Annotated in this window: 13 protein-coding genes; 7 read left to right on the top strand and 6 right to left on the bottom strand. The window is 63.4% G+C overall.

Translation table 11 applies throughout. From position 1 onward, the window contains the following. Window positions 1-416 precede the first annotated feature (416 nt). The 6 genes from C515_RS0105610 to def all read right to left on the bottom strand — a co-directional run bounded on the left by C515_RS0105610 (window position 417) and on the right by def (window position 7,330). Window positions 417-1,712 carry a sigma-54-dependent transcriptional regulator gene (locus C515_RS0105610; RefSeq protein ID WP_028454740.1) on the bottom strand — a complete coding sequence of 432 codons (1,296 nt, stop codon included), beginning with the start codon at window positions 1,710-1,712 and terminating at the stop codon, window positions 417-419. After that, window positions 1,705-3,837, bottom strand: coding sequence for a sensor histidine kinase (locus C515_RS0105605; protein ID WP_028454739.1), 2,133 nt, complete (start codon window positions 3,835-3,837; stop codon window positions 1,705-1,707). The genes C515_RS0105610 and C515_RS0105605 overlap by 8 nt, the downstream gene beginning before the upstream one ends. After that, window positions 3,834-4,418: a DUF4390 domain-containing protein gene (locus C515_RS0105600; protein ID WP_028454738.1), complete on the bottom strand. Its 585-nt coding sequence runs from the start codon at window positions 4,416-4,418 to the stop codon at window positions 3,834-3,836. The genes C515_RS0105605 and C515_RS0105600 overlap by 4 nt, the downstream gene beginning before the upstream one ends. Continuing rightward, window positions 4,402-5,685 (bottom strand): 16S rRNA (cytosine(967)-C(5))-methyltransferase RsmB, encoded by a 1,284-nt coding sequence (rsmB, locus tag C515_RS0105595; RefSeq protein WP_028454737.1) that lies wholly within the window; start codon window positions 5,683-5,685, stop codon window positions 4,402-4,404. Before rsmB ends, C515_RS0105600 begins: the two co-directional genes overlap by 17 nt. 98 nt (window positions 5,686-5,783) lie before the next feature. Continuing rightward, window positions 5,784-6,707: a methionyl-tRNA formyltransferase gene (gene fmt, locus C515_RS0105590; RefSeq protein WP_028454736.1), complete on the bottom strand. Its 924-nt coding sequence runs from the start codon at window positions 6,705-6,707 to the stop codon at window positions 5,784-5,786. Window positions 6,708-6,826: 119 nt separating this feature from the next. Further along, window positions 6,827-7,330, bottom strand: a complete 504-nt coding sequence (gene def / locus C515_RS0105585; RefSeq protein ID WP_028454735.1) for a peptide deformylase — start codon at window positions 7,328-7,330, stop codon at window positions 6,827-6,829. A gap of 168 nt (window positions 7,331-7,498) precedes the next feature. Here def and C515_RS0105580 point away from each other — a divergent pair, with 168 nt between their 5' ends. The 7 genes from C515_RS0105580 (at window position 7,499) to C515_RS0105545 (ending at window position 19,193) form a co-directional block, all read left to right on the top strand. Continuing rightward, window positions 7,499-8,557, top strand: coding sequence for a LysM peptidoglycan-binding domain-containing protein (locus tag C515_RS0105580; RefSeq protein ID WP_028454734.1), 1,059 nt, complete (start codon window positions 7,499-7,501; stop codon window positions 8,555-8,557). A 10-nt stretch (window positions 8,558-8,567) separates the two neighbouring features. Then, window positions 8,568-9,698 carry a DNA-processing protein DprA gene (gene dprA, locus C515_RS0105575; protein ID WP_043648245.1) on the top strand — a complete coding sequence of 377 codons (1,131 nt, stop codon included), beginning with the start codon at window positions 8,568-8,570 and terminating at the stop codon, window positions 9,696-9,698. Then, the gene (locus C515_RS0105570) at window positions 9,699-10,154 is read left to right on the top strand and encodes a DUF494 family protein (protein WP_028454732.1); all 456 of its coding nucleotides are present in this window, start codon (window positions 9,699-9,701) and stop codon (window positions 10,152-10,154) included. It begins immediately after the preceding gene. A 57-nt stretch (window positions 10,155-10,211) separates the two neighbouring features. Beyond that, entirely contained in the window at window positions 10,212-12,503 is a 2,292-nt protein-coding gene (gene topA, locus C515_RS0105565; protein WP_028454731.1) for a type I DNA topoisomerase, read from the top strand. Between the two features lie 22 nt (window positions 12,504-12,525). Next, on the top strand, window positions 12,526-15,150 hold the full coding sequence (locus tag C515_RS22335; protein ID WP_144290361.1) for a sensor domain-containing phosphodiesterase: 2,625 nt from the start codon (window positions 12,526-12,528) through the stop codon (window positions 15,148-15,150). Between the two features lie 456 nt (window positions 15,151-15,606). Then, window positions 15,607-17,757 (top strand): carbohydrate-binding protein, encoded by a 2,151-nt coding sequence (locus C515_RS0105550; protein WP_158380784.1) that lies wholly within the window; start codon window positions 15,607-15,609, stop codon window positions 17,755-17,757. Window positions 17,758-17,936: 179 nt separating this feature from the next. Continuing rightward, complete coding sequence (locus C515_RS0105545; protein WP_245574988.1) at window positions 17,937-19,193, top strand: HD-GYP domain-containing protein; 1,257 nt, start codon at window positions 17,937-17,939, stop codon at window positions 19,191-19,193. Window positions 19,194-19,213: the final 20 nt, after the last annotated feature.

The raw sequence follows: 19,213 nt of genomic DNA, 5'->3' as shown, positions 1-19,213 counted from the left end.
CCGGGCGGTCATGGTCTTTTTGAGGGGTATATGGCCACAGGCAATCATGGGAATGGCCTCGGGGCATATACCCTTCATGGGTTTCTGATTATGTCTCTGCTTCTGGAAGCCTGAGCAACAAAGGCGCTGATTAGCACGCTCTGCCCTGAAAGCCGCTGAGAAGCGCAGGTTTTCCGGGATCAGGCGCGGGACGTGTTTGAGGCCCGCAGGGCCGAGTTGTCCCGCGCCCCCGGAAAAACGAGCATCGCAAGGTACCCCGCGTAGCGGGGCGGCTGGCCGGGCGCGCCTTGGGGGTGTCGGGGGGCTTGGCAAGACAAGCCCCCTGACGTGCCGCCGGGCACCCCCGGCATCAAAACACCGCGCCGCAGGCGCTGAAAACCTTGCTTCCTGAAGGAAAGACATAATCAGGCATGGGTTTAGTCGTCTTCTTGTACGCGGTTTTTCTTCTGCATCTGGATGCCCAGCTGCTTGAGCTTGCGGTAGAGGTGCGTGCGCTCCAGGCCGATCTTCTCGGCCACCCGGCTCATATTGCCGCGCGCCAGTTCGATCTGCCGTTCCAGATAGAACTTTTCGAACTGGTCGCGCGCCTCGCGCAAGGGCAGATCCAGATCCAGCTGCGGCAGCGGCATCGCCGCCACCGGCGCGCTCGCCGCATCACCGCCCTGGGTCGGGCCGATCTGCGAGAGCAGGCGGCTGACCGGCAACACGTCGATTTCCGGCGTGCGGCAGGTGAGCGCCAGGCTTTTCACCACATTGTTCAGCTGGTCGAGGTTCCCCGGCCAGCTTTGCTGCGACAGCAGCTGCATGGCGGCGCGCGAGAAATGCTGCTCGCCGTTCTGGTTGGGGATTTGCGCCAGCAGCTGGTTGGCCAGCATCGGGATGTCTTCGGCATGCTCGCGCAGCGCCGGGATCGGCACGATGACCTGGGTCAACAGGCGCAGCAGTTCCGGGTCGAATACCGGTACCAGCTGGTCGAGCGAGCGGCTGCTCACGCACACCAGACGCACTTTCTGCTTTTCCAGCTTGGGCAAGAGGCCCAGCAGGCTCAGCTGCGCCTTGCGCTCCAGCCAGGCGATGTCGCGCAAAAACAGCGTGCCGCCGCTGGCGCGGTTGAGCAGGTCCTGCGGGGCAATGGCCAGATCGTCGTTGGCGTTCGGGGCAATGAAGGGGGCGTTGGCCGGCGTCAGATAGCGGGCACACAGTTCGTAGCCGGCGCCAGGTTCGCCGGTCAGCAGAATCGGCAGGGGCTGCTTCCCGACCTGGTCAAGTGTCTCCTGCAGCGCAGCAATCGTGCTGCTGCTGCCAAGACTCTGCAACCCCTGCGTCACTTTTGGGGGGGCGGCCTGCTGGCTCATTGCCCGCTTGACCACCGCCAGCAGTTTCTGCAGGCCGATCGGTTTTTCCAGAAAGTCCAGCGCGCCGATGCGCGTGGCCTCGACGGCGGTGTCGATGGTGGCGTGGCCCGACATCATTACCACCGGCATGGTGAGCTGGCCGTTGCGCGACCATTCCTTGAGCAGGGTGACGCCGTCGGTGTCCGGCATCCAGATGTCGAGCAAGACCATCTTCGGAATGGCCTGGTTGCGGTAGCGGCGTGCGGCTTCGGCGTTTTCCGCCTCGGCGACGCTATAGCCTTCGTCCTGCAAGATTTCCGAGAGCAGTTCCCGGATGCCGATTTCATCATCGACAATCAAAATATCCTGACTAGCCACTTATTACATCCTCCCACAGCGGCAGTTCAATGCGCACAAACGCGCCCCCGGTTGGCAAATTGCCGACCTGGATGCGTCCATGATGCTCTTCAATGATTTTTTTCACGATGGCCAGTCCCAGTCCGGTCCCTTTGGTTTTGGTTGTGATATAGGGCTCGAAAACACGGGGCAGAAGCTCGCTGGAGAACCCAGGGCCATTGTCGGCAATGTTCAAGCGCGCCCATTTTTCGTCTTTTTCGCAATGAATGCAAACTTTTGGCTCGGTACTTTCCCTAATGGCGTCCTGGGCGTTTTGCAGCAGGTTGTGAATGACCTGGCGCAAATGGGTGGCATCGCCCTTGACCATGACGGGCGCGACCGGGATGCCGTGCTGCTCGATCGGCGCGGCTTCGTAGAGCACCAGTACCTCGCGCAGCAACTGGGCGAGATCGAGCGGATGCAGCTTGCCCGATGGTTTGCGCGCGTAGTCGCGGAAGGCATCGACCATCTGCTTGAGCGCGGCGACCTGCTTGACGATGGTTTGCGTATTGCGAGTCAATAGCTCGGCGGCCTGCGGCTCCAGCTTGTCGGCAAGCTTGTGCTCCATGCGCTCGGCAGCGAGCTGGATCGGGGTGAGCGGGTTCTTGATTTCGTGGGCCAGCCGGCGCGCCACCTCGCCCCAGGCGGCATCGCGCTGGGCGGCGAGCAGGTCGGTGATGTCGTCGAAGACCACGACGAAGCCGCCCATGATGTCGAACTGGTCGGGCATGCCCGACAGCCGTGTGCCGTGCACGAGCAGCACGCGCTTGTCGCCAGCCAGCTCGACCTGGCATTGCCAGTGCTCGTCGTCGGACAGCACGCCGCGCAGCACCTGCGCGCAGAAATTGGCCAGTACCGGGTATTCCTCATGCCAGCGCCCCAGCGGCTGGCCATCGACCTTGGCGGGGTCCAGCCCGAGAATGCGCAGGGCGCTCAGATTGGTCGACTGCAGCAGGCAGTCTTCGTCAAACGACAGCACGCCGGCGGAAATCGAGCCCAGGATCGCCTCGACATAGGCCTTGGCGGCGGCCTGTTCGGCCTGGTTGAGCTCAAGCTTGGCACGGGTTTCGGCCAGCTGGCGCGTCATGCGGTTGAAGGAGTGCGTGAGGATGCCCAGCTCGTCGCGACTGACCACCGGCTGCTGCTGGCTGAAGTCGCCCTGTGCCACTGCCTTGGTGCCGGCGGCCAGCAGCGACAGCGGTGCGGCCAGCTTGTCGGACAGATACAGCGCCAGCACCAGCGCACCCAGCAGTGCCACCAGCAGGGCAATCGTCAGGGTCAGGCTGAAGATCATTTTCAGCCCCTGCCGCGAATGCGAGAGCTGCTTGTATTCGCTGCGCACCTGTTCGACCAGCTCGGCATCCTGCGCCAATTGCTGCGGCACCGGCTGGATCAGCTGCAGGTAGCGTTTCTTGTCGCTGAAGGTATTGCCGGGCAGCTGGACCAGTACGCGCATGTCCAGCGTGCCGTCCAGATTGTCTTCCAGTCCGCTGTAGCCATCGACAGCAGCCTTGCGCAGCATCTTGCGGTCCGGCTGCGGCGGGATCAGGCTGGCCCGTTCATTGCCGATGTGCGCCGCCACGCCGCCGTATTCGTCGAACAGCGTGATTTCCTGCACGCCGGTCGTGTCACGCAGGCGGGTCAGCCGCGTCAGCATGGTGCTGCTCGGGTTGTCGTGCACATCCCAGGCGATCACCTGCGCCTTGCGCGCCAGCTCGCCCAGCTGGAAATCGATGGCGGTGTGGCCCAGGTTCAGGCCCTTGTCGAGGGCGTTGTCGACGCGGACATCGAACCAGGTTTCGATCGAGCGGTTGAGGAATTGCACCGACAGCGTGTAGACGAGCGCGCCGGGCAGGACGGCGACCAGTGCGAACATCAGCATCAGCCGCAGCATCAGCCGCGAGCCGAAGACCTTGCTGCGCACGCGCTTGAGCAGGCGGTAGAGGTGGCCGATGACGAGCGCCGCCATGCCGCCCAGCAGCAGCAGGTTCAGCGTCAGCAACACATCGTAGTATTCGGAAAAGGCGGATTCATTGCCGGCAGCGGTGGCCAGCATGAACAGCAGCACGGCGCCGAGCGCCGCAAAGACCAGCAGCAGGCGCTTCATGGCGCGGCTCCCGGCAGGGCGACGGCCTGCAGTTCGTGCCAGCCCGAGTCCAGCCGCCAGTCGCTGTTGCCCAGCGCGCTGATCTGCATGGGTTTGGGCATCAGCGCCACATCCAGAAAGAGGCGTACCTTGCCGGAAAAATCGGCGACATCACTGGCGGCGCTGCTGTCGCTCAGTACGGTCCAGCCGCCGATGGTGCCGGCGGCCAGCAGGGCTTCCTCCAGGCTGGCGAAGTTGCGGGCAATGCCGTTGGTGGTCACGCGGTACTGGCGGGTCAGCGGGTGGAAGCTCAGCCTGTGAGTGCTGCTGGCAATCGCGCCAAAGCCGTTCTTGGTCTGGTGATACCAGGCCGCCAGCCGCGGCTTTCTGAGCTGGAATTCAAAGGTGAAGGGCAGGCTGCTGCCATTTTGCAGCGCCTGCTCGGTGGCCGGGCTGAGCGTGATCGCGAAGCGCGCGGTGAGTTGCACCTGACCGTTGCCAAGCTCCGCCTCGGTTTTCAGTGGCTGGATGTCGCCCGCCAGCGCGGCCAGGCTCAGCAGCAGCGCGCACAGCGCCAGTCTGAGCCTAGGCGGACGCAGCATCCTTGCTGAAAAGCGCGTAATAAAACCCATCATGCTCCGGGGAGGGCAGTAACTGGCCGGCGGCAGGCAGGCTGTCGGGCAGCGGCAGGCGGCGGGCGTCCGGATGACGCGCGGCAAATGCGGCTGCGGACTCGCTGTTTTCCGCCGGAAAAACGGAGCACGTAGCGTACAGCAGTTTCCCGCCGACAGCCAGAAGCGGCCACAGCGCATCCAGCATGGCGGCCTGCTGGCGGGCAAAGCTGGCGAAATCCTCGGGGCGGCGCAGCCATTTGATGTCGGGGTGGCGGCGGGTGACGCCCGAGGCCGAACAGGGGACGTCGGCGAGGATGCGGTCAAAGGGCTGGCCATCCCACCAGCCTTCCGGCTGGCCGGCATCGCCGCAGCGCAGGGTGGCCGTGAGCTGCAGGCGGCCGAGATTGTCGGCCACGCGCGCCAGGCGCTCGGCGTTGTTGTCGATCGCGGTGAGCTGCACATCGGCCAGCTCCAGAATATGGCCGGTCTTGCCGCCCGGCGCCGCGCAGGCATCGAGCACGCGCTGGCCATCGCGCACATCCAGCAATTCGGCGGCGAGCTGCGCGCCGTAATCCTGTACCGACACCCAGCCCTCGGCAAAACGCGGCAAGTGCTCGACACCCACGGCCTTGTCCAGTTGCAGCGCCGCCTGGCCCAGCGGGCGGGCGGCAATGCCGGCCTCAGTCAGCAGGGCCTGGTAAGCGGCGGGCGTGCCGTGCCGGCGGTTGACGCGCAGGGTCATCGGCGGGTGGCTGTTGTTGGCGGTGAGCACGGCCTCCCAGTCGTCGGGCCAGGCGCGGCGCATGGCGTCCTGCCACCAGCGCGGATGATTCCAGCGTCCTTCGGCCTGTTCGGCCGCCTGGTTCAGCAGGGTGTCCTGCTGGCGCAGGAAATTGCGCAGCACTGCGTTGACCAGCCCCTTGGCGCGCCCGCTGCCGGTTTTGGCGGCGACCTGGACGGCATGGTCGACAATCGCATAGCTGGCCGCACGGCCGGCCGCCAGCTGCTGCAGGGCCACCAGCAGCAGGGTTTCGATTTCCGGCTCGCTCAGCGGCGCTTTCAGCAGTTGCCGCAATACCGCGCGCCATAGCCCGAGCTGGCGCAGCGTGCCGTAGCAGGCATCCTGGATCGCGCCACGCTGTTGCGGGCTCAGTTGCGGATGGCGTCGCCAGAGCTGCTGCAAGGCGTCGGTGAGATTCTGGCCGCCGAGCACGGCGTGCAGGGTCTGGCTGGCGAGCTTTTGCGTGAGGAACATGATTGATCCGGGTATCCGCCTGCGGCCGAATTGGTTAATGAGCTACAGGCGGATAGGGGTTGGGGTTTATGGGTGGCTTGGCCTGGCAGGGACGTGGCTCAGTCCGCGCCGAGGCGCTGGCCACAGGCCAGGCTGTTGCCGGCCAGAAAGGCTGCAGCATCAAGGCGCTTGCCACCGGCCTTTTGCAGCTCGGTCACCCGCAGGGCACCGTCGCCGCAGGCAATCAGGATGCCGCTGCGCTCGGTCGCGAGGATTTCGCCGGGCGCGCCGCTGGCGGCTTCCGGGCTGGCACGCCAGAGCTTCAGTGCCGCGCCCTCGAGCGTGGTCTGCGCGGAGGGGAAGGGGTTGAAGGCGCGAATCATGCGGTCCAGCTCGGCCGCCGGACGGCGCCAGTCGATGCGCGCTTCGTCCTTGCTGAGCTTTTCCGCGTAGGTGACGCCGGCCTCGGGTTGTGGCTGGCGCACCGCCTGCAGGGCCGGCAGGTCGGCCAGTGCGGCGACGATCGCCGTCGCGCCCTGGCTGGCCAGCTTGTCGTGCAGGCTGACGGCCGTATCGTCGGGCAGGATGGGGGTGACATGGCGCGAGAGCATGTCGCCGGTATCGAGGCCGGCATCCATCTGCATGATGGTGATGCCGGTTTCTGCATCACCGGCCAGAATGGCGCGCTGGATCGGCGCCGCACCGCGCCAGCGCGGCAGCAGCGAGGCGTGGATATTCAGGCAGCCCAGGCGCGGCAGATCCAGCACCGCTTGCGGCAGGATGATGCCGTAGGCCGCAACGACCATCACGTCGCAGCTCGCCAGGGGCGCCTGCTGTTCCGGTGTGCGCAGGCGCTCTGGCTGATAGACCGGCAGGCCGAGCTGTACGGCCAGCGCCTTGACCGGCGAGGGGGTGAGCTTCATGCCGCGCCCGGAAGGGCGATCGGGCTGGGTCAGCACCTGGACAATCTCGTGGCCGGCTTCGTGCAGCGCCGCCAGCGCGCTCGCGGCGAAATCCGGCGTACCGGCAAAGACAACTTTCATTTTTCAATCAATCCGGTCAAGTGCTTCTTTTTGGGTATGGGGCTGCAGCCCTTATACGGAAAAGGCTGTGTAACGATACCCGGTGTTGGATATGGTTCTGCCGCCTCGCGCCTTACGCCTCACAGCGTCTTGCGCTGGTTTTTCTTCAGCTTCTGGATAATGCGGTTCAGTTTCAGACGCGAGAGCTTTTCAACGAAGACCTTGCCGTCCAGATGGTCGATTTCGTGCTGGATGCAGATCGCCAGCAGGCCGTCGGCGTCCAGCTCGAAAGGCTGGCCGTGGCGATCCAGTGCGCGAATCTTCACCCGCTCGGCGCGCTCGACTTCTTCATAGATGCCGGGCACGGACAGGCAGCCTTCCTCGTAGGTGGTGATGCCGTCCTTTTCGAGGAACTCCGGATTGATCAGCACCAGCAGCTGATCGCGGCTTTCGGAAAGGTCGATCACAATCAGGCGGTAGTGATAATTGACCTGCGTGGCCGCAAGGCCAATGCCGGGCGCGGCGTACATGGTCTCGGCCATGTCGTCGATCTGCTTTTGCAGGGCAGCGTCAAAAACCGTCACCGGCTTGGCAACCGTGTGCAACCGTTCGTCGGGGTAGTGCAAAATGTTCAGGATGGCCATATTTTCTTGCGGGGAAAAAAGTTTCTATGCAGAATCAGGAAATCTGGCGATAGGCTTTGCGGCGTGATTGCACTGGCATTCGCCGCAAGGCTTTCGCAATTGTCGCCGGCTTGGTCTACCTTTGGGAAGGTATGGGCAATCAAACTGGCAAGGAATGGGCATACCAGCATGCGTAAAACAATTATATCGCTTCTTCTGTCGCTTGGTTCATTGGCCGGCGTAGCCAATGCCGATACCTTGCAGCTCGCCAAGGATGCGCCGGATCGTTACGTCGTCGTCAAGGGCGACACCCTGTGGGGCATCTCCGGCAAATTCCTGAGCCAGCCCTGGCGCTGGCCGGAAATCTGGCAGATGAACAAGGAAGAAATCAAAAACCCGCACTGGATTTACCCGGGTGACGTCATCCTGCTCGACCGCTCCGGCGCCCAGCCTCGCCTGCGCCTGCTGAAGAACGAGAAGGTGTCCGGCCGTTCGGTCAAGCTGTCGCCGACGGTGCGCTCATCGCCCCTGCAGGGTATGGCGATTCCGAGTATTCCCGCTTCGGCAATCGATCCTTTCCTCGACAAGCCGCTGGTCATGGCGGAAGCCGACTACAAGACGGCTGCCCGCATTGGCGCCGGTCTGGAAAACCGGGTGGTTTTCGGTACCGGCGACACGATCTACGCCGTCGACATGGCCGGCAAGGAAGGGGAAACCTGGCAGGTGGTGATCAACCGGGCCTCCATCCTTGACCCGGACAACAAGGAAAAGAAGATCGGTCTGGAGCTGGCTTACCTGGGCGACGCCATCGTTACCGCCGAGGGCGAAGTGACCACGCTGAAAGTCACCAAGGCCGTTCGCGAAATTCCGGTCGGCGCCCGACTGGTCCGTGCTCCGGAAAAACCCTTCATCAATTTCGTGCCGCACCTGCCGGAGCAGGCCATCGAAGCCAAGGTCCTGTCGTCCTATTCCGGTGCGCGCCATGTGGGGTCCCTGTCAACCGTGGTGGTGAATCGCGGTGCAGCCGATGGTATTGATCTGGGTACCGTGCTGTTCGCCTACAAGCCCGGCAAGCTGATCAAGAAGGAAAGCAAGGAAGAAGCCGACCGCATGACCCCGCCGGTGCGCAATGGCGCTGTATTCGTATATCGGGTCTTCCCCACCCTGTCTTATGGTCTGGTGCTCGACAGCACCGATGCGGTTACTTACGGTGACTTGCTGAAGGCGGAGCCGGCCAGCAGCGAATAAGGTTGCCGTCTTGTCCGAACACGACGCGTGGTTGCGACTGGCGCTGGCGCCTGGTCTGACCACGCGTCGTCGTTTGCGGCTCCTGCAGCTTGCCGGTGGGGCGCCACAGATTCACCCGCTGGCGGACAAGCTTCTGCCGGAGCTGGTTCGCCCCGATGCGCTGGCGCAGGCCCGTGCGTTTTTCGATCCGGATCACGAGCAGCCCGACGTCGCTGCGGCCTTGCGCTGGCTGGAAGACCCCGGCCATAGCCTGCTGACGCTGGGTGAGCCGGCTTATCCGCGCGCTCTCCTGGATTTGCCCGATCCCCCCGTGCTCTTGTTCGCCAAGGGCAATCCGGAGACCTTGCTGCATTTTGGTCTGGCCATTGTCGGCAGTCGCAATCCGACGCCACAGGGCGTGAATCATGCACATGATTTTGCCGCCGAGCTGGCGGGCCGCGGTGCGGTGATCATCAGTGGCCTGGCGGCTGGCATCGATGCGGCGGCGCATGCGGGCGCCCTGCAGGCGGGCGGTCTCACCGTCGCGATCGTCGGAACCGGCCTTGATCGGGTTTATCCTGCGGCCAATCGGGATCTGGCGCACCGGGTCGCCGAAACGGGTCTGTTGCTTTCCGAGCTGCCGCTTGGTGCGCCGCCCAAGGCCGAGCATTTTCCGATGCGCAACCGCCTGATCGCCGCTCTGGGGCAAGGCTGTCTGGTGGTCGAGGCCACCGAGGGCAGCGGCTCGCTCATTACCGCCAAGCAGGCGGCTGACCTGGGGCGCGAAGTTTTCGCGATTCCGGGCTCAATCCATTCGCCGCTGGCCAAGGGCTGTCACTGGCTGATCAAGCAGGGCGCCAAGCTGGTCGATTCGGTGAATGACATCAGTGACGAGCTGGCCTGGCCGGTCAGACCGCAAGCGGTGATCGGGCCGGCAGGCAAGGTCCAGTCCGGAACGCCGGTGCCGAACGAAGATGCACAAGACGCAGTATTGCTGCAGCAACTGGGCTGGGATCCGGTCGATCTGGATACGCTGGCCTTGCGTTCGGGCTTGACTCACGGCCGCCTGTGCGAGATTCTGCTCGGTTTGGAATTGCAGGGCGCCGTCCTTGTGCTTCCGGGCGGCCGTTATCAGCGCGTCGCCAATGACAGGGTAATGTGAATGCTGGACGTACTTGCTTTTTTGTTTGAAGAAAATGTCGATGCAGACACGCCGGACCTGGGGGCGCTCGCCCGCAAGCTGGATGTGGCCGGTTTTGCCGACGAGGATATCCAGGCTGCCTTGGCCTGGCTGGGTGAGCTGACCTCGCAGCAGGTGCCAACCCCGCTTGGTGGTCTGCAGTACGGCATTGCCTCCCGGGCGCTGCACCCGCAGGAGATGGAGCGCATGAGTGCCGAGTCCATTCATTTTCTGGCTGCCCTCGTGCAAAGTGGCGTGCTGTCATTTGACGAGCGCGAGCAACTGCTTGACCGGGTAATGCGCGAGCCAGAAGGCGAGGTCGCGCTGGAGCGCATGAAGCTGCTGGCCTTGATGCAGGTCTGGCGCAAGCAGGACCAACTGTCTAATCTTTGGGTCGAAGAGATCCTGTTCGGCCGGGAAGGGCAGACGCTGCAATAACGGCAAGCCACGTCATTTCCTGCCTGTAAACCAACACACACCGTTAGCCGGGGAGCCATGCCCGACAATCTTCTGATCGTTGAGTCGCCGTCGAAAGCGAAAACACTGCAAAAGTATCTGGGCAAGGATTTCCAGATTCTGGCGTCTTATGGCCATGTACGCGGTCTTGTCCGCAAGGATGGCTCGGTCGATACCGAGAATGACTTCAAGATGAAGTATCAGGTGATCGACAAGAACAAGAAGCACGTCGATGCCATCTGCGCCGCCGTCAAGGAAGCCAAGCACGTTTATCTGGCAACTGACCCGGATCGTGAAGGCGAAGCCATTTCCTGGCACATCATGGAAATCCTGCGCGGCAAGAAACTGGTCGCGCCGGAAAAAACCTTCAAGCGCGTGGTATTCCACGAGATTACCGAATCCGCCGTGCTGTCGGCGGTTGCCAACCCGCGCGACATCGACAATGACCTGGTCAATGCCCAGCAGGCGCGCAGTGCGCTTGATTATCTGGTTGGCTTCAACCTGTCGCCGCTATTGTGGCGCAAGGTGCGTACCGGCCTGTCGGCCGGCCGCGTGCAAAGCCCGGCCCTGCGCCTGATCTGCGAGCGCGAGATCGAAATCCGCGCCTTTGTCACCCAGGAATACTGGACGCTGCATCTGGATACCCACAAGGGGCGCCAGAAATTCGGTGCCAAGCTCTCGCAATGGCAGGGCAGGAAGCTTGAGCAGTTCGATATTCCCGATGCCGCCCGCCATGAAGAGATTCTGGCGGCCCTGCAGGGCAAGACCGCCCAGGTCAGATCGGTCGAAAAGCGCAAGAAGTCACGCAGCGCCGCCGCGCCGTTCACCACATCCACGCTGCAGCAGGAGGCCGTACGCAAGCTGGGAATGACCACTGACCGCACCATGCGTACCGCCCAGCAACTCTATGAGGGTATCGATGTTGGTGGTGGCACTGTCGGTCTGATTACCTATATGCGTACCGACTCGGTCGCGCTCGCCAATGACGCGCTGGTTGAGATCCGCGACTACATCGGCCAGCATTTCGACAAGGATTACCTGCCCAAAGAGCCGGTCGCCTACAAGAACAAGGCCAAGAATGCCCAGGAAGCGCACGAGGCGATCCGCCCGACGTCGATCTTCCGCACTCCCGATTCGGTCAAGGCCTTTCTGTCGCCCGAACAATTCAAGCTCTACCAGATGATCTGGAAGCGCACGCTGGCCTGCCAGATGGCCGCGGCCAAGTTTGATACCGTTGGCGTTGACATTGCCGTGGGCGACGAAGCCATGTTCCGTGCCTCCGGCCAGACGCTGGTCTTTCCCGGCTTCATTGCCGTTTATCAGGAAGATGCCGACGACGTCGAGGACGAGGATGAAGCCCGCCTGCCACCGCTGGAAGAAGGCGACGAGCTGCCCGTCGACAAGCTGTCCGGCGAGCAGCATTTCACGCAGCCGCCGCCGCGCTACTCGGAAGCCTCGCTGGTCAAGGCGCTGGAAGAATTCGGCATCGGCCGTCCGTCCACCTACGCTTCGATCATTTCCACGCTGAAGGATCGCGAATACGTCATCCTCGACAAGAAGCGCTTCACGCCCACCGATACCGGCGAAGTGGTCAACAAGTTCCTCACCGATCACTTCACCCAGTATGTCGACTACAACTTCACGGCCAAGCTGGAAGACCGGCTGGATGATGTCTCGACCGGCAAGCTGGACTGGATTCCGGTGCTCGACGAATTCTGGAAGAAATTCCACCAGCAGATCGAAGAGAAGCAGAGCCTGTCGCGCAAGGATGTCACGCACGAGGAAATCGACGAGGACTGCCCCAAGTGCGGCAAGAAACTCGCCATCAAGCTCGGCAAGCGCGGCCGTTTCATCAGCTGCACCGGCTACCCGGAATGCACGTACACGCGCAATCTGGGTGAGGACGCCGAATCGGCGCCGCTCGAGCCGGAAGTGGTCGAAGGCCGCACCTGCCCGAAGTGCGACTCAGCGCTGCACATCAAGACCGGTCGTTACGGCAAGTTCATCGGCTGTTCGGCCTATCCGAAGTGCAAGCATATCGAGCCGCTGGAAAAGCCCAAGGATACCGGCGTGGAATGTCCGGAATGCCACAAGGGTTCGCTGATCGAGCGCAAGAGCCGCTATGGCAAGCTGTTCTACTCTTGCAATACCTATCCGGATTGCAAGTATGCGACGTGGAATCCGCCCATTGCCGAACCTTGTCCGAAGTGCAACTGGCCGATCCTGACGCTGAAGACCACCAAGCGACGCGGCACGGAAAAAGTCTGCCCGCAGAAGGAATGCGGTTACAGCGAAGTCGTGATTCCGCCGGAAACAGCGGCCAAGGCCTGATGCGGTTGCGAGGAGGGCGCAGGTGTTTGTTCATCTAATGACCGGCAATGATGCGCCAGACTTCAACCTGCGCCACGAAGTCGCGATCTACCACACCTACTTCAATGCCTTTGACGGTGTGGTGGCCTCGCTGCTGGCGGCTGACGAGCCGGATGCGCTGGCCGAGGCCATTCGCATCCTTGGCGAGGCCTGCCGCTGCAGCCTCGCCACGCTCTACCTCAATACCCCGGATGGCGAGCATGCCCGGCTGATTGCCGCCTGGCGCGATGCCTCGGGCCGGGTGCCGCACATCATTCCCGATGTGTTCATGGAGCTGCATTACGCGGCGTATCCGCTGCTCGCCGATTCGCTCGCGGTGGGCATGGTGCTGAACAAGTCGCTGCTCGAGTTGCCGCTGTCGGAGCAAATGCTGCTGGCGCTGGCCGGTGGCCGCCAGCTGCTGTGCATCCCCCTGCTTGATCGCGGCGAGCCCTTCGGTTTTCTGGCTTTCATTTTTGAAGAAGTCGAGCACAGCCGCGACCCGGTCGAGCTGCGCCTGCTGGCCATGCTCGCCAATCATGTCGCCCAGGCGCTGCTCAAGCAGCGCATGGAGCAGCTGGTCGCCGCCAACCAGCAGCGCCTGCAGGCACTGGTTGGCGCCTTGCAGGACATGGTGTTCGAAATGGACGCCGATGGCGTGGTCGAGCGCGTCTGGTCGGTCTTGCCCATCCTGCCCGGCGCCGAGCGCCTGCAGGGACAATCGATCCGTACCGGCCTGCCTGCCGAACTGGCCAGCGAGCTGGTGCGGGTGCTGCCGCTGGTGCTGTCCAGCAGCCGCAGCGAAAGCTTCAATTGCGGCCTGCCGACCGCGCAGGGCATGGCCTATCTGCTTGTGCGCGTGCAGCCGGTGCTGGCCGAGAACGGCCGGCGCAATGCCGTGGTGCTGGTGCAGGATGTGTCCTCGCTGATGCAGGACGCGGCACGCCGCAAGACCATGCTTGATACGCTGAACCTGCTGGAAGAGGCCATCGTCGACCTGCTGCCCGGCGGCGAGATGGTCGAGCTCACGCCGGCATGGGCCAAGCTGCGCGGCATCGACCATCAGGGCTTGCTGGCCGCGCGCGGGCAAAACATCCTGACCTGGGTGCACCCGGAAGAGCAGGAGCTGCTGCTGGCGACACTGGCCAAGCTCGAGCGCACTGCCACGCCCGAGGCCATCCGTTTCCGCCTCCAGCAAAGCAATGGCAGCTGGCTCTGGGTCGAGGCCAGACTGATCGCGCACCGCAACCCGTCCGGCAATGTCACCTCGCTGCGCGGCATCCTGCGCGACGTGACGGTGGCGCACCTCAACGAACAGCACATCACGCGGCTGGCGCTGTACGACAACCTCACTCACCTGCCCAATCGCCTGCTGCTCGATGACACGCTGCACCAGGCCATCGACCGCGCGCGCCGCAATCACACCAAGGTCGCGCTGGGCTTCATCGATCTTGATCACTTCAAGCAGATCAACGACGCCTTCGGTCACAAGATCGGCGACGAGCTGTTGGTGAATGTTGCCCAGCAGCTGTCGGCCGAGCTGGGGGACGAGGCCATGCTCGCGCGCTGGGGCGGCGATGAATTCATCGTGCTGATTCCCGATCAGGATGATGTCGAGCAGGTGCGCAAGCTGGCCGAAGCGCTGCGCAATGCCGCACGCAAGGGCGTCACCATCGACGGGCTGGAAACGCGACCGACGATTTCCGCAGGGTTCGCGCTGTATCCCGACAATGCCGAATCGGGCGAGGAATTGCTCTCGGCCGCCGACCACACGATGTACCACGCCAAGCATGCCGGGCGGAACAATGTCTGCTTCTACAGCGACATCGTGCACCTGAAGGCGCTGGGCCGCGAGCATGTCGCCATCCAGTCGCGACTCTCGGACGCGATCCGCAATGGCGGCCTGCAGGTGTATTACCAGCCGGTGATCCACGCGCGCAGCGGCGAGGTCATGGCCGTTGAAGCGCTGGCGCGCTGGCAGGACGACAAGAGCGGCTGGATCAGCCCCGAGCTCTTCATTCCCATGGCGGAAAAGGTCGGGCTGATCCAGGAATTGTCCGAGCAGGTCATCCGCATGGCCTTCGAGCGGCTGCGCGCCTGGCGCGATGCCGGCCTCAAGCAGAAGCTGATGATCAATATCTCGCGCAGCCAACTTTTCTATCCGCGCTTCATTTCGCAACTGATCGACTGGCTGGACGAGCGCCGGCTGCAGCCCTCCGACGTGATTCTGGAAATCACCGAAAGCGTGGCGCTCACCGACTATTCACGCCAGCTCAAGCACCTCAAGCATCTGGTGCTGGCCGGCTTCCAGCTGGCAATCGACGATTTCGGCACCGGCTACTCCGCACTGTCGCAGCTGCATGAAATGCCCGCCCATCTGCTGAAGGTGGACGTGTCCTTCGCCCAGCGCCTGCATACCGAAGAAGGCCGGCGCGTGATGCAGGCCATCGTCCAGCTTGGCCAGGGTCTTGGTCTGCAGGTGGTCGTCGAGGGGGTGGAAAACCTCGAAACCGCGCGCTTCCTGCAGGGGCTGGGTGTCGATTACCTGCAGGGTTTCCACTTCAGCGAACCGGTGCCGGCCGGCGTTGTCGACCTCTATCTGCGCCTTGGACTGGGCAACAAGACCTGAAACGATGGGCGCTGCCGCGCTACGGTCGGGTTTTATTTGGCTATGTACCAAAACCTAGTTGTTGTCTTGAATTCGTCATTCCGGCGCAGGCCGGAATCCAGTGGTTCCGGTTAAAAATGCAGTCTGGATACCGGCCTTCGCCGGTATGACGAAGTGGTTTCTCATGCTTCTGTGACACAACATAGTTCTGGGGCAAAATCTTTTATTTCCTGGGTATGTGCCTGAAGCCATTGACCGGGATGGGTTCTGTACGTATACCCTGGCTTTTGTGGTTTCATTTGGCCTGTCGCAAGCCCTCCCACATTTGATCGCACCGCCCATCCCCCCACAGCGGTGCAGATTGGCTTGCCGGCCTGTATGGGCCAAGCCTAATATTCCTCTCGCGCCACCGGCGTACCTCAATACCAGCGGCATACCAACAACAAGCCGCAATAACGATGCGCAATGAGGAAACACATGAAGAACGTAAAGCGAACGGGCTGGGCCCTGGCGCTGGCGGGCGCCTGCCTGTCGCCGCTGGCGCTGGCCGATTGCGGCGGCTTTGCCGCCTGGCAATCCGGCAAGATCTATGTGGCGAACAATGTCGTCAGCCACAAGCAGGTGATTTACGAGGCGAAGTGGTGGACGCGCGGCGAGGAGCCGGGAACCACCGGCCAATGGGGCGTCTGGCGCACCCGCAGCGCTTGTCCGGCGCCTTCCGCAACGCCCACACCCACGCTCAAGCCCAGCCCGACACCGACCGCCACGGCTACGCCGAAGCCCAGTCCGACGCCCAGTGCGATGCCCACCGCGACCCCCAGGCCTTCCGCCACGCCAACGGTGACGCCCACCGCGACCGCCACGCCAAAACCCAGCGCGACGCCAACGGCCACACCGACGCCAGCCGCGACGGCCACACCCAAACCCAGTGCGACACCGACGGCCACGCCCACTTCCAGTCCAACGCCGACCGTAACGCCAACGCCGCTCACGGCGTCGCCAGACCTGAACGACCCCGCCTACCGCCTGACGAATGCCAGTCCGGTCTTTGATAGCGGCCGCAACTGGCCGTCGGGCTTTACCGTCCATGTACCGGTCGGCGCGCCCGTGCTGGATCCGCAATTGCGGGTCAGCGACATCGAGGATGGCGACCTGAGCGCACGCATCGTGCAGACGGCCGGCTACAATCCGGCGGTCAGTGGTGCATACACGCTAGCCTATACGGTCAGGGACAATGGCCATGCTGACGTTGGGGCGTATACCTCGAATTACTCGCTGAATGTCGTGGTGTACGACCCGCTGCAGCCGCCCACCCAGCCCATCCCGCTGCCGCGCCTGTGGCCCGCCGAGCTGCAATCCGCCGCGCTGGTCCGCAGTGCCGGACAAAGCTTCAGCCGCGTCATCAAGATCGACGGCGCGCAACTGCCCTGGCCCACGCAGCAGCTCGCGCTCAAGAGCCTGACGGTCAAGGAAACCCAGTGGGGAGGCTCGGCGCGGCAGTTCCGCCTGCAGATCAGCGATGTGGCCGCGGGCGCCATCGTCTATAGCGATGCCACGACGCTGCAGAGCGGCAAGACGCTGACGCTGACCGCCCCGGTGACCTTGCAGACCGGCCGCGACTACCGCGTCACGCTGTTCTACGACGCCGGCAATCCGCAAGGCCTGGCCGGCACCGGCACGGGCGAGCTGTGGCTGGAAGCCGCCGGCGAGCTGCTGAAGCCGGTTTACCCCTACGCCGACATCAGCGCGGCAGCAGGCAATCGCCTGGCCTGGGACCCGGGGCTCGCTGCGCCGCTGAAGGCCAAGCTGCTCGCCGCAGACGGCAGCAGCGAAACGCTGCGCGTGCGCAAGCTGCTCAACGGCCCGGCGCTCAGCTACCGCCTGCGCAATCCGGCACTGGCCGACCTGCGTGTCGAGGCGCAGGCCAATGGCGACGAGCTGCTGGTGCTGACCGGTCGCAATGCCGGCGAGACGGTGCTGGAGGCCTGGGCCAATGGCGCGCTGGTCGATGTGGTGCAACTGGTGGTCGCCCGGCCGAAGACCGTGACGCTGTCGTACAGCTATATCCGCCATCCGAGCGAAGCGGTGACGCACATGCTCAGCGACGGTCCGGCCATCATGCAGCAGATTGCCGCCTTCTACGTGCCGTATCTGGTCGATGTGCAGTGGGTGAATCAGGGCGTGATCGTCTACAACTGGGACGCCAACGGCAATCTGAACAACGATAGCGAGGAGAAGGCGCTGGCGCTGCAAAATGGCGCGATTCCGGGCGCTGCGGCCGTGTTCTCCAATGTGTTCACGATGCGGCAGAACCTGATCAGCAGCTCCGGTGGCAGCAACGGCGGCGGCTCGTCGATCGGCATGGGCGCGGCCGATGGTCCGGTGCGCGCCGCCTATCGCGGCACCACGCCGGACAACTACCCGTTCAACAGCGCGGTGACGCTGACGCACGAGCTGGGGCACAACCTGGGCCTGTCGCACTACGAGATCGGCTCGGCCAACCGCGATGGCAACTTCATGGCGATCAACAAGGTTGATCCGGCCTTCTATGCCTTCCAGTGGTCGACGATGCACGCGACGCTGGAGGCCAGGCTGGCCGCCGGCGATCCGGGGATCGCGGCGCGCTGACGGGCGTACTTCCCGATCAGGATGGCGCCGTGCGCGAGCATGGCGCCATTTTTACTGATCGCTGGGTATTGCCATGATGGTCATGCAGTAAATGGGGTGTGGCGATATACAGGTGGCTGTATAAAAGAGGCTAGCCCGCAGGCGCAACAGTCGCATCCCTGGTGCGGGCATTCGCGTTTATGCTGAAAGCCCCGAAAGCCATTCCGCCATGCCCGACCATGATCAAGAAAATCCCGCTCAGCGAACTCAAGCCCGGCATGTACATCCACGACCTCAATGTCGGCTGGATGGATCACCCCTTTCTACGCAACCAGTTCCCGGTCAACACTGAGGAGGAACTGACGCGCATTCGCGCCACCGGCGTGCGCGAGGTCTACATCGACACCGAGCTCGGACTGGATGTGGGCAATCATGCGCCCACCGCCGCCGAGGTGCAGGCGGGCATCGAGGCGGAAATCCTGCAGGCGGCAAGCGCCCCCGCGCCGGTGCTGCAAGTCTCGTTCGCCGAGGAGGTCCAGCGCGCCAGCCGCATCCACAAGCAGGCACACTCGGTGGTGAAAAGCGTGCTGCAGGACGTGCGCCTCGGTCGCGCCGTGCAGCTCGACGCTGTCGAGGAAGTGGTCGAGGCCATCACCGAGTCGGTGTTGCGCAATGCCGGTGCGCTGGTCGGCCTGTCCGCGATCAAGGACAAGGACGAATACACCTTTCTGCATTCGGTCAGCGTGTGCACGCTGATGGTCACCTTTGCCAAGAATCTGGGCTTTTCCCCGGACATGATCCGGCTGGCCGGCGTTGGCGGTCTCCTGCACGATACCGGCAAGATGAAGGTGCCCAATGAAATCCTCAACAAGCCCGGCCGGCTGACCGACGAAGAATTCGCCATCATGCGCTCCCACCCGGAGGAGGGCTGGAAAATCCTCAAGGACATCCCCGACATCGACGACATCACGCTCGATATCGCCCTGCATCATCACGAGCGCATGGATGGCAGCGGCTACCCGCACAAGCTGCCCGGCGTGGCGATCAGCAAAATGGCCCAGATGGCCGCCGTGGTCGATGTGTATGACGCCATCACCTCGGATCGCTGCTACCACAAGGGCATGCCGGCACCCGAGGGGCTGCGCAAGCTGTGGGAGTGGAGCAACTTCCATTTCAACCCGGCGCTGGTGCAGGCCTTCATGCGCTGCGTGGGGATCTATCCGGTCGGCTCACTGGTAAAGCTGGAGTCGGGAAGACTGGCGGTGGTGATCCAGCAGAACGAGGGCACGCTCTTGCAGCCGCTGGTCAAGGCCATTTTCAGTACCAAGTCCAACAGCTATATCACACCGGTCGAAATCGACCTCGCCCGTCCGATGGGCCGCGGCGGCGCCGACCGCATCACCGGCCACGAAGACCCCGCGCAATGGCGGATCGATGTGCAGCGCTTCATGTTCTAGCTTGGCTGAGGCGCCAGCCG

Origin of the sequence: Chitinilyticum litopenaei DSM 21440 (assembly GCF_000428145.1) — a bacterium.
GTDB classification, from domain to species: Bacteria; Pseudomonadota; Gammaproteobacteria; order Burkholderiales; family Chitinibacteraceae; genus Chitinilyticum; species Chitinilyticum litopenaei.
This window is presented reverse-complemented; position numbering and strand designations above follow the sequence as displayed.

Excerpts from the sequence above, each read along its gene's own strand:
- C515_RS0105605 (WP_028454739.1), bottom strand. The coding sequence starts at position 3,837 with ATGAAGCGCCTGCTGCTGGTCTTTGCGGCGCTCGGCGCCGTGCTGCTG.
- C515_RS0105600 (WP_028454738.1), bottom strand. The coding sequence starts at position 4,418 with ATGCTGCGTCCGCCTAGGCTCAGACTGGCGCTGTGCGCGCTGCTGCTG.
- rsmB (WP_028454737.1), bottom strand. The coding sequence starts at position 5,685 with ATGTTCCTCACGCAAAAGCTCGCCAGCCAGACCCTGCACGCCGTGCTC.
- fmt (WP_028454736.1), bottom strand. The coding sequence starts at position 6,707 with ATGAAAGTTGTCTTTGCCGGTACGCCGGATTTCGCCGCGAGCGCGCTG.
- def (WP_028454735.1), bottom strand. The coding sequence starts at position 7,330 with ATGGCCATCCTGAACATTTTGCACTACCCCGACGAACGGTTGCACACG.
- C515_RS0105580 (WP_028454734.1), top strand. The coding sequence starts at position 7,499 with ATGCGTAAAACAATTATATCGCTTCTTCTGTCGCTTGGTTCATTGGCC.
- C515_RS0105570 (WP_028454732.1), top strand. The coding sequence starts at position 9,699 with ATGCTGGACGTACTTGCTTTTTTGTTTGAAGAAAATGTCGATGCAGAC.
- topA (WP_028454731.1), top strand. The coding sequence starts at position 10,212 with ATGCCCGACAATCTTCTGATCGTTGAGTCGCCGTCGAAAGCGAAAACA.
- C515_RS0105550 (WP_158380784.1), top strand. The coding sequence starts at position 15,607 with ATGAAGAACGTAAAGCGAACGGGCTGGGCCCTGGCGCTGGCGGGCGCC.
- C515_RS0105545 (WP_245574988.1), top strand. The coding sequence starts at position 17,937 with ATGCTGAAAGCCCCGAAAGCCATTCCGCCATGCCCGACCATGATCAAG.